Genomic DNA, 11,993 nt, shown 5'->3' with positions numbered 1-11,993 from the left:
TGAGGTTCCCCCCGAACGGTGGACAAGGGGGTTGCGTGCCTCAGGCGACTTCCACCTGAAGCAACTTCTCGTAGCTGTCGGGACTGTGCATCCCCACCGTAGAGTTCCGTCGAACAGTGTTGTAGAAGACAATCCAGTTGTCAACGCCAGCAACGAGATCAGCCTTCGTTGCATAGACGTGCCGATAGTATTCTTCATGCTTGAAGATCGACCAAAACGATTCGGATGGACTGTTGTCCCAACAAATCCCGGTCGCACCCATCGACCGACGCAACCCGTGCTGCACACACGACGCCGCGGTCAGGTGGGCAGTGTATTCCCCACCCCGGTCCGAATGCAGGATCGTCTCGCGACACCGCCCACCGCGCGTGGCCACGGCTCGATCGATGGCGGTGGTGACCATCTCGGCGCTGATGTGATTAGCAATGCTGTATCCCAACACCTTCCGTGAATGACCGTCCCGGATCGCACACAAGAACATGTCCCCTTCACCGCACGTGAGGTAGGTGATGTCGGTAAACCAGACCGCATCGAGCCGGCCCCGATCGAAGTGCCGCTCGATCAGATCCGGCGGGAACGACGCCTGCGGATCGACCGCCGTGGTCTTGACCTTGAACGTGCGCGGGCTGATGCCCTCCACACCGAGCGAGGCCATGATCTTGGCCACGGTCTTGGCGTTCACCACCTCACCACGCGCCCGCAACTCGGCCGTGACCCGCGGCGACCCGTAGGTACCCTTCGATTCCCGGTGGACCTCGACGATCTTGACTTCGAGGTCGGCGCGACGCTGTTGCCTCGGCGTCAACACCGTGGCAACTCTGCGCTTGACGTACTGGTAGTAGCCCGATGTGGACACCTCCAGCAGTCTCGCCATCCGCAGGATCGAGAACCGTTCACCTTCCGGCGCGGCGGTGCCGGCGGTCTCTTCGATGTTGTCGGGGCCGGCGTACTTGGCCATCAGATCGAACCGGGTCGGTTCTTCTGCATCGCGGCAAAGTACGCCGAAGCTTTTACCAGGAAAGCGTTGTCCTTCTCGAGTTCGCTTACCTGCCTTCGCAATCGGCGTAGCTCGGCGTGTTCGGCCGCGTCCAAAGGCTTCTCTCCGTGGGACTCTGCGGCGGCGATTCTGCGCCGCTCGAGTTTGACCCATTCACCCAACAGACTCTCGTTGAGGCCGAGTTCTCGGGCGACCTCTGCGATGGTGCGACCGGAGTCGATCACCCGGTGGGCAGCCTCGACCTTGTACTCGGTCGTGAACGACCGACGCTTGCGAGGGGGCATACGGACATCCTTCCAGCGGGACCGGTGTCCCGCCAAGTCGGTGTCCACTTTCCGGGGGGAACCTCAGTGGGCGTAGATGCCCACGTACTCGGCAACGATGCGCGTCCCGGACCGGTGCTCGCGCATCTGCCGCGTATCGGCCGATACGTCGATATTCCCGTCACGCAGAATCCAATACGTCCGGTGGCCAACCCGTCCGGTGGGTTCGTTCACAGCAATCCCTCTTCTTCAGCAATGGGCGAGACAGTCCGACAAGCCTTCCAGATCACGCCGGGGGCGGCGTACCGCGTTCCGCTCGGGCGCCGGCCACCCGCCGCATGCCTCACCGCTCGATGAGCGGACCACACGGTGTTCGGGATCGTCGGACCGTCGTGCGCCCGGACCGGGGTGTTCCCTCCATCGCTGGTTGGGGTGCGCTTCGGATACGGCGGAGAAGGGCGGCCGCGAGCGCAACAGGTGGATCCGGTCTCGCGGTTCCCGCACCGATCGCCGCAGGGGCGATCGAGCCGACTGCCGCCGCGGCGCCGGCGTGCCCGCCCGTTGAGACACCACACGTGAGAACGTCCGCCGCACAAGGCAACCCGCCGCCCACCGGGTCTTGAACACCCACCGCTGCAACGACCCTCGAGGACCGTGGGCCGATCAGCCACCCCGGGCCCCGACTGCCCGCTCCGGACTCGGTGTGCCAACTACGGGCCGGACGGCAACATGTCCGGGACGGTCCGGTCGGCGCCGGCCGCGGACAACGCCGCCCGGTTGGGCGATGGCGCAAGCACCGGGCCACGCCGGCACCGAACTCCACTCCGCCGCACGGTTGGGCGGCAATGGGCACGAACAGACCGTGATCGTGGCCGGCTCATCGGTAGCCCCGACGGCATCGAGTTCGGCCGTCGGCCCGCGCCCGCACCACCTACGGATGCGGGCCGCAGCGTGAGGCTACTTCCACCAGTCCCGCCTGCGATGCGGGACAACAATGTCGTCGAAGACCCTGGTGTCACCGGTATCCCACCGGCGACGCCCCGCCGCGAGGGTACGAGCGGTACGGCGACGCTCACGACGGAGATCACGAGCATGACCCTCACCGTCGTAGCACAGCGAACACGAGCAGATCCTGGTGCCCGTGTACGTGAAAGCCCAGAAGCACTTCGTCGCGGGCAACCAGGCCCGACCCTCCTGACACCGGTCAGGGAGGTCGCACACGTCGTGGTAGTCGGCGTGTAACGGTTCAATGGAAAGTTCGCCACGGCGAAGACGAACCCAATACGGAGAATGCGCATCGGTACGGGACAAGGCGGTGCCTTTCAGCGCTCAGGCGCCCCGGCCCGCTACCCCCGAATGAGGACGCACCGGGGCGGCGATAGGAGCACCGCATCCCTCGCCCGCCGAAGCGGGCATCGCCATCCACCAGAACTCATGCCGCCCATTCTGACATCCACCTACGACAGACCCGAGCAGACCACACCCGCTTGCCATGGCGGCCCGGCAACAGCAACCCCCGCCCACCGGAACCCCATCCCCCATCTACCCTGCGTCTGCGGGCCACACCCGCTCCGCTGGGAGTCGTTTGCCGGCGCCGGACCGACCAGCACCACCCCGGCACCACCACCTCGGCACCACCGGTGAGTTGCATCGCGACCACCGCACCCCGGGGTGCCGCCCCGACATTCACGTCGGATCCCACGGTGATCGTTCGACGCTGTTCAGCTCATCGAGAACCTCATCGACCGTGGTCGTCGGGATGCGGAAATCCTCGCCCTCCGACGCGCGGAGGCGACGACGTACCTGGGCGAGCATGGCGAGTTCACGCTCGAGGTCTGCTGCGGCTCGATCACCCACGACCTCATCCTGCCCTGAAATGGGTGATAACCAGAGCGAGCCGCACGACAGACGCGAGAGTCCACCCTCAGTGCGGTGCAGCATCCGCGTCGCGGGGAGGGACTTGGCGTTCGAGCAGCTCCGCCAACTCCTCAATGGTGACCTCCACCGTGCCGAACATCGGATCCCCCTCCATAGCGGCGCGGGCGACCGCCCGACCGAGACGTTCTATGAGGTCGGCATACAACGGATCCGTCATACCGGACAAGTCTGCTGCACCCCCGAGCGTTCACCCCACCCACCCGAAAAAATCGGGTTCAGCTCTCCGGGTGTGTCGAGTCCGCCGCATCGAGTGCATGCAACGCCCGGGACGCCTTCCTCGACTGGCTCACGAATCGGAGGTGAATGGTCGCCGACACAAGCGCCCCCACCGCGAAGACGATCGCCAGAAGCCACCACCACGCACCAAACACCAGGAAAAGCCCCAGGCAAACGCAGGCGGCGCCCAGGAACGCCCACTGCACACGCAGCACCTTCCGAGCCTTCTCATTGGCACGGGCCATCTCGGAAAGATAAAAGTCCTTGCTCATCGAATGAATGTCGACCTCCCGTTCACACTCGGTCCGGACACTGGGGGAAGCGGTCAGCACCGACGAAGAAAGAAAACTCGCCATCACCCACCACTACCTCCCTCACCGAACACACCCCCAGCGTAGGGGGCATGGCCGACAGTGTGCGGTGCCGACGCGTCTGACCAGGGCTGTCGGTGGCTCCGCGCCGCGGCGGGAGGCCGCCGGCGACCACGGAGCGCCGGAGCACCCAGGCCCCGTCCTCGTCGCCGGCGCGCTTCTGGCTGTGCGCGCAAAGATGTCCGCACAGAGCACCGATGGCTCGCCAATGCTGCGCCACAGAGGCCGGGCCGACCGAGAATGACTGCGCTGATGGCCGGCGACAGGGCCGCCGAATCCATCAGGCCAGTGTCCACAATGTCACGCGACCGGAAACGCTGCCTGCGCATCATGGAAGGCCCGCTCGACCTCGGCCGGAATCCGGCCGCGGGAGGACACCACGTGCCCCTCCCCGATCGCCCACTCCCGAATCTCCCTGGACGCCCTCTTCGCCGAAACCTTGCTCACCGACGCGCTCGTCACCGGAGCCTTCTCCGCGGCCGCCGGTTTCGCGGCCGTCCTTGTCGCCGGAGCCTTGCTCGTCGCCGACCTCGTCACCGGAGCGGCCGGCGGGGCGGTCTTCTTCCCGGCCGCCTTTGTCGCGGAAGGCTTCCTGGCCGGCGCCGTTCGTCTCCGAGCCTTCGTGGCCTGCGCGTCATGGAAGGCGCGCTCGAGTTCAGCGGGAATCCGGCCGCGGGAGGACACCACGTGCCCCTCCCCGATCGCCCACTCCCGAATCTCTTTGGTCGTCTTCTTCGCTGGCGCCGTGCTCACCGACGCACTCGTCACCGGAGCCGCCGCGGACTTCTTCTGTACGGCCGCCTTCTCCGCCGGACCGGTGCTTGCCGCCGACCTCTTCACCGGAGCGGTCGCCGCGGACGCCTTCGTCGCAGCTGTCTTCTTCGCGGGCGCCTTCCTTGCGGGCGCCGTGCTCGCCGCTACCGCCTTGGCCGGAGCGGTCGGCGCGGCCGTGGTCTTCGCAGCTGCCTTCTTCGCACTCGTCTTCTTCACCTTCGCCGGCTTGGCCTGAACCGTCTTCGCCTGCGCGTCGTCGAAGGCTTGCTCGATCTCGGCCGAAATCCGGCCGCGGGAGGACACCTCCAAGCCCGCCCCGATCGCCCACGCACGAATCTCCCTGGTCGTCTTCTTCGTTGGCGCCCCGCTTGCCGCTGCCCTGTTCGTCGAGGCCTTTTCCCCGACTACCTTCTTTGCTGCCCTCTTCTTCGCCGTCGTCGTCTCCGCGATCGTCTTCTTCGCGGCCGTCCTCTTCACCTTCGCCGGTTCAGCCGGAGCCGGCTTCGCCTGCGCGTCATGGAAGGCTTGCTCGATCTCGACCGAAATCCGGCCACGGGAGGACACCTCCAAGCCCGCCCCGATCGCCCACTCACGAATCTCTTTGGTCGTCATCTTCGCCGAACCTGCAGAACCCCTCGGTGATACCGCCACGTTGTCTCCCCATTTCGCCAGGCAATCGTCAAACACACAGTAGCGGCATTTCGGCGCCCCCACCGCCAGCCGATGAAACGGCAACCAATCACACGCGGGCCGCACTGATCTGGGAAGACCCGTAGCCCTCACCCTGTCGTCTGACAGGACCACACAGAGCACCATCTGCCGACGGTGCCGGACGACTGCAGGACCATGTCAGCCAAATAGGCCTGGGTCTTCTTTTCGTATCGGAGAGAGAATACGGACTCTATTGCTCTGCAATCGTTTCCGACGATCAATAGGGATCACGGCAGAACCGTCGACATGCACCGAATTCGCGGAACTGCCACGACGTGAAACGCAGCCCCAAACAGAAATGGCGTGAAAGTGTTCGAGCCCCCAACCACGGCCTCGAGGAGACCGAGAGATAGAGAATCACCTGATACCCCATTTTCCCAACCGATCTCCAACCCATCACCAAGCATGAACCCTGTGTCACCGTGCTGGATGCGAGTCCACACCCACGCCCATCCGTTGCCGAAGCCCGGGCTACGGAAGCCGAGCGCTTCCCACACCCACACATTTCAAGTGGTGGACCTCACCCGGGACCGTGACCACCTCGTCGACGGTGCCCTGGTCGGTCAGCCGCGTCAGTGGACTCGGCGAATGGTCAGTGCAGTCGAGCCCAGGGTTCCGCGGCGGGCAGCATCAGGACGAGTTCGGCGGGGTGGTTGCGGCAGCCGCACATCACCCCGTCGAAGTCCGGGGCGGCGGCGAGGATCTGATGGCGAAACATTGGCCGAGGGCCGGATCGCTCGCGCTCACCCCCGGGAACAGCTGCACCCGATCGGCCCACCGCACGCCGTCATCGAGGGCCGTCCCGACGAGGGCAGTCACTGCTGTTCGGTTGCCCCTGACCCACTATGTCAACGTCGACAGGCGAACCGTCGGAACCATCGATACCCTCACCCGATCCCCACCTGAAACGGTGAGCCGGCCGCGACAGACCCCGAATCAGTCTCGCACACCACGCATCCCAGCGGGGACCCGCGTACACCGTTCAACGAGATTCCTATAAACAGACCGCTCATACTTTTCGCAGGGGAGGCTCCATGAAGAGCACGATGGTCATCGCCGCAGGCGCATTGGCACTCGGCTTCGGCGCAATGTGCGCTCCGACCGCCACCGCGCAGGACGCCGGCTACGGGGAGTACCCCTGCAGTGACCAATTCCAGGTCCCATGGTCACTCGATGCATGGAACGGCACCCACAAGGTCGCATTCAGCCCCTTCGGAACCGACAACATCGAGTGCGTCTCATTCTACGGACAGACCGCGGCGTACCAGCTCGATGCGCAGGGACGAAAGCATGCCCTCAATCCGCCATCCGGCGTACTCGGTGCGTTTGTCCCGAATCTCTACTTCTGAGACCCCGCGGCGTACTGACCACCCCCATCGGATCTGCCCTCCCATCGGCCCCGCGCGGGCAGGGCCGCTTCCATCTCCGGGGCCTGCACCACCCCCACATCGGTGACGAACTCCGGCGCCTGCGCGCCCCGACCGCGCCATCGTCGGTCAAACCCATCAGCGCCACCCCCGCAGGATTGAGATACAGCGGGCGACCGCTGTCGTAGTCGGAGACGGCAACCAGGTTCTGGGCACGTTCGATCACCGCGAGCAGCAGCCGAGTATCCGCCGCCGTCGGCCCCCCTTACGATCCCGTTCCGTACCGACCGGCGAGGTGTCAGCGAGCGGTCGGAGTGTTCGGTCGGCGATCGTCGGCGTACATGGCCTCGACCCGCGCCTTGATCTCGGCGGTGCTCATCACACCGGGCCGCCGCCACGTCCGGGATTCGGGCACGGACATCGTCGGGGTCGAGGGTATCGCCATGAGAAATCTGCCTTCGTCACTCGGGTGTGGGGCCGCCACCGCGGCGGCCCGCGTGGCTGGTCCAGCACCCACGCATAGGTGTGATCTGATTCACATGCCGCGGCGTTACATGCACCATCCCCAACCATCGACCGGCCACCACCAGCACACCGGCCTGGGCCCGACACCCTCCTCGCCGCCGACACCCCCACCTTCCCGGACGGCCGCCCGCCACGTGGACCGAGCCGAAAGCCTGCACGACGGGCACACACCCCCGTCTTTGACCGACACAATCGCCCAATCCCTGCCCGCACACCTCGAGCACGCGTGGTGTGGGCTGACCGATGACGACCCGACGCCCCGACGGCCTGCCGGCCCGCACAGACGGCCACGTCACGGATGTGATGCCAGTTACTTTCCAGCGATTCTCTTCGGCATCGGGTGCCGCGCCGCTACGCTCGACAACACACCCCGATACCAACCCCTGAGACGGGCGCCGGGTGTAGAGCATCCGGGCACCTCCCGGATCCACCGATGTCGAGCCCAGGCATCACCGCACCGACATCCCCACCCGTGTGGGCGCGGTGCGCACCGAAACCAGTCCCGAACCCCGGTCGGTCACTGTCGTGAACCCGACCGCCCATCCCCGGGGCTCAGAAGTGAAACCGCGATGCGTCGAGGGGTCATGTCGCACAACACTTCCCGGACCACAACGAAACGGTGCGCACCCGATCCCACACCGTCCGCGCCCACAGGAAGCCCACACTCACCCACATCGATGTGCCGTACACGCGCGGGCCGGGGACCGCCCACAGCCCGCCAGCCGCACCGTGCGCACCGTGCGCACCTCGCTGCGCGATCCGCCGATCGTGTCACCGTTCATTTTTCGAAAGCGACTCATCTGCTGTGCCTGATCATCTCCACCACCCCATCGACCTGGACTGGCAGCACCGCGCCTCATGCCGCGGCACCGACACCGACATGTTCTTCTCCCTCGACGGTGAACGCGGCAACGTCCGCGCCCGGCGCGAGCGCGCCGCCAAACAAATCTGCCAAGACTGCCCCGTGCTCGACAACTGCCGCGCGCACGCCCTCACCGCCACCGAGTCTTATGGCATCTGGGGTGGCATGTCCGAAACCGAACGCGCCCGCCACACCCGGCGCACCCGCCGCCCGGCACGACCCCGCGAGCGTGTCGTGTCGACGGACCCTTTAACCTGGCGGATCCGAACACCCTGAGCGTGAAGGTAGAACAGCCATGGCCACCGACTACGACGCACCACGAGTCACCGAATCCGACGAGCCGGACACCTCCCTCGAACAGCTGACCGCCAGCCGGAAAGACACCCAGTCCCCCGTCGTCGACGTCGAAGACACCGACACCGCCGAGTCGTTCGAACTGCCCGGCGCGGACCTGTCCGGTGAAGAATTCACCGTCCGTGTCATCCCGAAGCAGTCGGACGAATTCACATGCACCAGTTGTTTTCTGGTCCACCACCGCAGCCGCCTCGCCGACGCTGCGCAACAACTCTGCCGCGACTGCGCCTGAGTACGTCAGCGCACTCGAGATACTCGGCCCATCGCCAGGTTGAGCGGAGTCCGCATTGCCCACGCTCGTTCCGCCGGCACGGCAGCCCTGACGGAGCCCTTCCCGAAGGTCGCCCGGCGGCGCGGTGGGGCGGGCGGGGCTCGAACCCGCGACCAATGGATTATGAGTCCACGGCTCTAACCGACTGAGCTACCGCCCCATCACCGCACCACCCCTCGCTCTGCGGGCGTAGCGATGGTATCTCCACATTGCTGCCCCGTCCCGCTCGCGGCGGGGCAGTGCTCATACGCGGCCGAAGAGCTGCCGCACGCCACCGTCCTCATCGACGGCATACAACGCCATTCCCAACAGATCGAGAATCCGTTGCGGCATCGACACCGCCTCGATCCGCTGCGCGGCCCCCGCGGGCAGGGTGTCGGTGAAGAAGGTGCCGAGCGCGGCGGCGTGCTTGCCCTCGGTGCCCCAGACGATCTTGCCGGTGTCGTGGTCGGACACCATCGTCAGGTACTTGTGGTGGCGGCGCCACGAAATCTCGTCCACCCCGATCTCGACCAGATTCGTGAATCGGTCGAGGTCGAGTTTGTCGGCGACGACCCGGCCGCAGATCGCGCCGACGGTGCGCCAGGTGATGCGGTAGAACGTCGCCACGGTGGACTTGTCTGTCTTGGTGGCCAGCCACACCGCCAGGTCCTCGAAGTCGCGGGTGAACCCGGATCCGGGGCGGGCGAAGTCCACCGCCTCGACCAGCACCCCGTGCTCGGGGCACCGCAGTCGCCGGCGGCGCATCGTGAGCACACAGACGCGTCCGCCCAGGTTGAGGTGCCGCCACGACGAGTCCACCTCCCGGGTGTCGTAACGATGAAGGGTTGAATAAGCAGTGCCGAGCAGCCCAGCATGATGCGGCGTTTGCCGTACAGGTCGCCGAGGCGTCCGCTGATCGGGGTGGCGACGGCGGCGGCCAGCAGGGTTGCGGTGACGACCCAGGTCGCGTTCGAGCGCGTCGTATCGAGCAGCTCGGGCAGCTCGCCGATCAGCGGCACGACGAGCGTCTGCATGACCGCGGCAACCACGCCGGCGAAGGCGAGCACGGCGACCACGGCATTGGTCCGAACCGCAGGCCCTGGGTCGTTCGGGATCGGAGGCGTGGCGCCATCAGGTTGCGCGGAGGAGGGAGAATCAGTCACGAAACCGTGGGAGAACGTCATCGCGGGTTGATCCGTATCTCGCCCTGCAGGCGGGTTTGCTGTGAACCACTGGTCTCAACTCGCCCTGACACCCAGGGCCTTAACCAACCCACAACCGTTCGGTGGATCGAGGATAAGGCACGCTGGGGACTTGCTCGATCGGAGTGAAATCCCGCGAGACCGACGATCAGGCGAGGCCCTGCCCGTCGGCAGAGCCGACACGTGCAAAAGTAGCACCCTCGACGTCCAGCTCGAGGTCGGTTGCGGCGCCGCCGGTGGCGGGCTGTCGTCCGTGTCGCATAAACATGGAAATTATCAGGGCGATGACAGCGCTCCCTGCACCGACAAGGAAGATTGTGGTGAACGCGGCGTCGTTGTATAACGGCCCTTCGGGGCCTACGTCCGCGACATTGCTCGACAGCACGGCGCCCACGATTGCACTGGCGATAGCAGTTGAGATCGAGACCGAGCAGACCTGGATCCCACCCGAGACTCCCGTGTACTTCCGAGGCACCGCCTCCACCATCAGATTGGGTTGGGCCGCCCAAAAGAGCCCGAACCCGACACCCATAACGCATAACCAGACGAGAACAAGTACCAGTGAGTGGTGCGCTAGAGCCAGCAGCGTCGATCCGATCGCGAAGCTGGCCATGCTGGAGATCATGATCGCCCGCGGGTTGAAGCGTTTCGTAAGCAGCCCGCCGAGCGGTCCGAACACCATGGACGTGATCCCGAATGGGATCTGGGCCAGGCCGACCATCAACGCACTGAGACCGAAGGCGTACATCATGCCGGTGGAGGAAGGGGTCTGCAGCATCTGCGGGAGGGCGATCGCCATCATCCCGCACGCCATGAACCCAACCAGACCGACTGTAAGGGTCAGCGCGACGGCTGGGTTGCGCAGTACCCGGAGGTCGATCATGGGTTCTTCAACCCGGCTCTCGACCAACACGAACATGCCCAGTGCGATAAATCCACCGAGAATGACCAGCAGGGTTAGGGGCGCAAGCCAGCCCCACTTGTCACCCTGCCCAAGCCCAAGCAGGATCCCTCCGATGCCCAACGCCAGTAGCAGGCCACCGAGGATGTCGACTCGCCCGACCTCAGCGGACCGTTGCCGAGGAGTGCGGGGCAATACGATGACGCTCAGCGGCGCGAGCACTGCCGTGAAGGCGAAGAAGAACCAGAAGATCGACCGGTAGCCCAGACCATCGACGAACGCACCCCCGATGACAGGTGCTAGCAGTCCGGAGACGCCGAACCCAGTTCCGAGTGCCCCTAACGCAATCGGGACGACGCGTGGTGGTAGTGAGTCCCGGAACACCCGGTACGCGATCACAGGCATCACCGCTATCGTCCCCTGGAGTGCCCGACCCACGATCATCAAGGCGAAAGACGACGATAGCGCCGAGATCAGGCTTCCTACCAGAAATACCGCGCAGGCGGTGAGAACCACCGGCCGTTGGCCGAAGCGGTCAACCAGCTTACCTCCGAGGGGCATCACCATCGCGCCGACCAGAGAGACTATCGTTATTGTCCAGGCGAGTCCTTCGACCGGAAACTCTGCTGCCATAGGGCGTAGACCAGGTACCAGCATTGCGACAGCCATCGCGTTGAGTTCGCACAACAGCAGGATGACCGCGACGATCGCTATCTGCCGTCGGACCCCGTGGATTCGTCCGTCAGTTTGACCCTCGGGGCAGCCATCCTCACTCGGCGCTTCATTGATAGACATTGAAACATCGCCCTTTCAGTCGTTAATGACCGTGTCTGCAGGGATCGCGTACACCGGGGCCGCCGGGAGAGGATGGCTTCTGTGTGCTGCCCTTGAAGGAGGCCGAGGGATTGGCTCAGATCGGCCCTTCGCTTCTCGACGACTTCAGACGTTAGCCCTGAGACTGCGGAAAATCGGGGTCCTATTTGGGCGCTTAATGATTCGTTGATTAGTCGTAGCCTCGGCGGACAGACCTCATCGGTCAGGAATCGTTCAGTAAGGCGACCTACTCGGCTTCGGCGAGACGCGATCCGCCTCCGGCAGTGAGCGATCACCTCGTCGTCGGTGTCGGTCGCCCCTCTATCGAGGACGACGACTTACCGACTGAACCAAATTTTGTGCGGGCAGGCGCCGTCGAACTTGACGCGTCGGACCGAAGTTTGGCGGAGGCTGCTATCTGCGCGATGACCAGCAGCCGATACCTG

13 protein-coding genes, 1 tRNA gene and 2 pseudogenes are annotated in these 11,993 nt (G+C 65.2%); 3 read left to right on the top strand and 13 right to left on the bottom strand.

Annotated features, from left to right (window positions below; all coding sequences use genetic code 11):
- Nucleotides 1-40: 40 nt before the first annotated feature.
- The 8 genes from ACNJ7E_RS13375 to ACNJ7E_RS13340 form a co-directional block, all read right to left on the bottom strand.
- Nucleotides 41-958, bottom strand: a complete 918-nt coding sequence (locus ACNJ7E_RS13375) for an IS3 family transposase (protein WP_418339243.1) — start codon at nt 956-958, stop codon at nt 41-43.
- Nucleotides 958-1,281, bottom strand: coding sequence for a transposase (locus tag ACNJ7E_RS13370; RefSeq protein ID WP_418339244.1), 324 nt, complete (start codon nt 1,279-1,281; stop codon nt 958-960). The genes ACNJ7E_RS13375 and ACNJ7E_RS13370 overlap by 1 nt, the downstream gene beginning before the upstream one ends.
- A gap of 63 nt (nt 1,282-1,344) precedes the next feature.
- The gene (locus tag ACNJ7E_RS13365) at nt 1,345-1,494 is read right to left on the bottom strand and encodes a hypothetical protein (protein WP_418340086.1); all 150 of its coding nucleotides are present in this window, start codon (nt 1,492-1,494) and stop codon (nt 1,345-1,347) included.
- A 1,452-nt stretch (nt 1,495-2,946) separates the two neighbouring features.
- Nucleotides 2,947-3,117: a hypothetical protein gene (locus ACNJ7E_RS13360; RefSeq protein ID WP_007296974.1), complete on the bottom strand. Its 171-nt coding sequence runs from the start codon at nt 3,115-3,117 to the stop codon at nt 2,947-2,949.
- 67 nt (nt 3,118-3,184) lie between these two features.
- Nucleotides 3,185-3,355 carry a hypothetical protein gene (locus ACNJ7E_RS13355; protein ID WP_007296973.1) on the bottom strand — a complete coding sequence of 57 codons (171 nt, stop codon included), beginning with the start codon at nt 3,353-3,355 and terminating at the stop codon, nt 3,185-3,187.
- Nucleotides 3,356-3,413: 58 nt separating this feature from the next.
- Entirely contained in the window at nt 3,414-3,770 is a 357-nt protein-coding gene (locus tag ACNJ7E_RS13350) for a hypothetical protein (protein WP_007296972.1), read from the bottom strand.
- A 315-nt stretch (nt 3,771-4,085) separates the two neighbouring features.
- Nucleotides 4,086-5,210 (bottom strand): Lsr2 family DNA-binding protein, encoded by a 1,125-nt coding sequence (locus tag ACNJ7E_RS13345; RefSeq protein WP_442792413.1) that lies wholly within the window; start codon nt 5,208-5,210, stop codon nt 4,086-4,088.
- 652 nt (nt 5,211-5,862) lie between these two features.
- The gene (locus ACNJ7E_RS13340; RefSeq protein ID WP_255314991.1) at nt 5,863-5,988 is read right to left on the bottom strand and encodes a hypothetical protein; all 126 of its coding nucleotides are present in this window, start codon (nt 5,986-5,988) and stop codon (nt 5,863-5,865) included.
- Between the two features lie 316 nt (nt 5,989-6,304).
- Here ACNJ7E_RS13340 and ACNJ7E_RS13335 point away from each other — a divergent pair, with 316 nt between their 5' ends.
- Nucleotides 6,305-6,619, top strand: coding sequence for a hypothetical protein (locus tag ACNJ7E_RS13335; RefSeq protein ID WP_007296970.1), 315 nt, complete (start codon nt 6,305-6,307; stop codon nt 6,617-6,619).
- A 316-nt stretch (nt 6,620-6,935) separates the two neighbouring features.
- Here the strand turns inward: ACNJ7E_RS13335 and ACNJ7E_RS13330 are convergent, their stop codons facing one another.
- On the bottom strand, nt 6,936-7,082 hold the full coding sequence (locus ACNJ7E_RS13330) for a hypothetical protein (RefSeq protein ID WP_172652412.1): 147 nt from the start codon (nt 7,080-7,082) through the stop codon (nt 6,936-6,938).
- An 885-nt stretch (nt 7,083-7,967) separates the two neighbouring features.
- On the opposite strand from ACNJ7E_RS13330, the gene ACNJ7E_RS13325 reads away from it, so the two are divergent.
- Complete coding sequence (locus ACNJ7E_RS13325; RefSeq protein WP_007296968.1) at nt 7,968-8,300, top strand: WhiB family transcriptional regulator; 333 nt, start codon at nt 7,968-7,970, stop codon at nt 8,298-8,300.
- A 19-nt stretch (nt 8,301-8,319) separates the two neighbouring features.
- On the top strand, nt 8,320-8,610 hold the full coding sequence (locus ACNJ7E_RS13320; RefSeq protein WP_007296967.1) for a DUF4193 domain-containing protein: 291 nt from the start codon (nt 8,320-8,322) through the stop codon (nt 8,608-8,610).
- Between the two features lie 125 nt (nt 8,611-8,735).
- On the opposite strand, the gene ACNJ7E_RS13315 is transcribed toward ACNJ7E_RS13320, so the two are convergent.
- The 4 genes and pseudogenes from ACNJ7E_RS13315 to ACNJ7E_RS13300 all read right to left on the bottom strand — a co-directional run bounded on the left by ACNJ7E_RS13315 (nt 8,736) and on the right by ACNJ7E_RS13300 (nt 11,529).
- A tRNA-Ile gene (locus ACNJ7E_RS13315) sits at nt 8,736-8,809 on the bottom strand.
- A gap of 230 nt (nt 8,810-9,039) precedes the next feature.
- A pseudogene (locus ACNJ7E_RS13310) lies at nt 9,040-9,450 on the bottom strand (helix-turn-helix domain-containing protein); the annotation flags it as partial.
- A pseudogene (locus ACNJ7E_RS13305) lies at nt 9,411-9,815 on the bottom strand (MFS transporter); the annotation flags it as partial. The pseudogenes ACNJ7E_RS13305 and ACNJ7E_RS13310, both read right to left, overlap by 40 nt.
- A 166-nt stretch (nt 9,816-9,981) precedes the next feature.
- Nucleotides 9,982-11,529 (bottom strand): MFS transporter, encoded by a 1,548-nt coding sequence (locus tag ACNJ7E_RS13300; protein WP_007296964.1) that lies wholly within the window; start codon nt 11,527-11,529, stop codon nt 9,982-9,984.
- Nucleotides 11,530-11,993: the final 464 nt, after the last annotated feature.

It is taken from the genome of Rhodococcus mengyinensis (assembly GCF_048381435.1).
Lineage (GTDB): Bacteria > Actinomycetota > Actinomycetes > Mycobacteriales > Mycobacteriaceae > Rhodococcus_F > Rhodococcus_F opacus_D.
The sequence above is the reverse complement of the archived record's forward strand: the minus strand, read 5'-3'. Positions and strand labels throughout refer to the sequence as shown.

Excerpts from the sequence above, each read along its gene's own strand:
- ACNJ7E_RS13350 (WP_007296972.1), bottom strand. The coding sequence starts at position 3,770 with ATGGCGAGTTTTCTTTCTTCGTCGGTGCTGACCGCTTCCCCCAGTGTC.
- ACNJ7E_RS13330 (WP_172652412.1), bottom strand. The coding sequence starts at position 7,082 with ATGGCGATACCCTCGACCCCGACGATGTCCGTGCCCGAATCCCGGACG.
- ACNJ7E_RS13375 (WP_418339243.1), bottom strand. The coding sequence starts at position 958 with ATGGCCAAGTACGCCGGCCCCGACAACATCGAAGAGACCGCCGGCACC.
- ACNJ7E_RS13355 (WP_007296973.1), bottom strand. The coding sequence starts at position 3,355 with ATGACGGATCCGTTGTATGCCGACCTCATAGAACGTCTCGGTCGGGCG.
- ACNJ7E_RS13300 (WP_007296964.1), bottom strand. The coding sequence starts at position 11,529 with ATGTCTATCAATGAAGCGCCGAGTGAGGATGGCTGCCCCGAGGGTCAA.
- ACNJ7E_RS13340 (WP_255314991.1), bottom strand. The coding sequence starts at position 5,988 with ATGTTTCGCCATCAGATCCTCGCCGCCGCCCCGGACTTCGACGGGGTG.
- ACNJ7E_RS13335 (WP_007296970.1), top strand. The coding sequence starts at position 6,305 with ATGAAGAGCACGATGGTCATCGCCGCAGGCGCATTGGCACTCGGCTTC.
- ACNJ7E_RS13320 (WP_007296967.1), top strand. The coding sequence starts at position 8,320 with ATGGCCACCGACTACGACGCACCACGAGTCACCGAATCCGACGAGCCG.
- ACNJ7E_RS13370 (WP_418339244.1), bottom strand. The coding sequence starts at position 1,281 with ATGCCCCCTCGCAAGCGTCGGTCGTTCACGACCGAGTACAAGGTCGAG.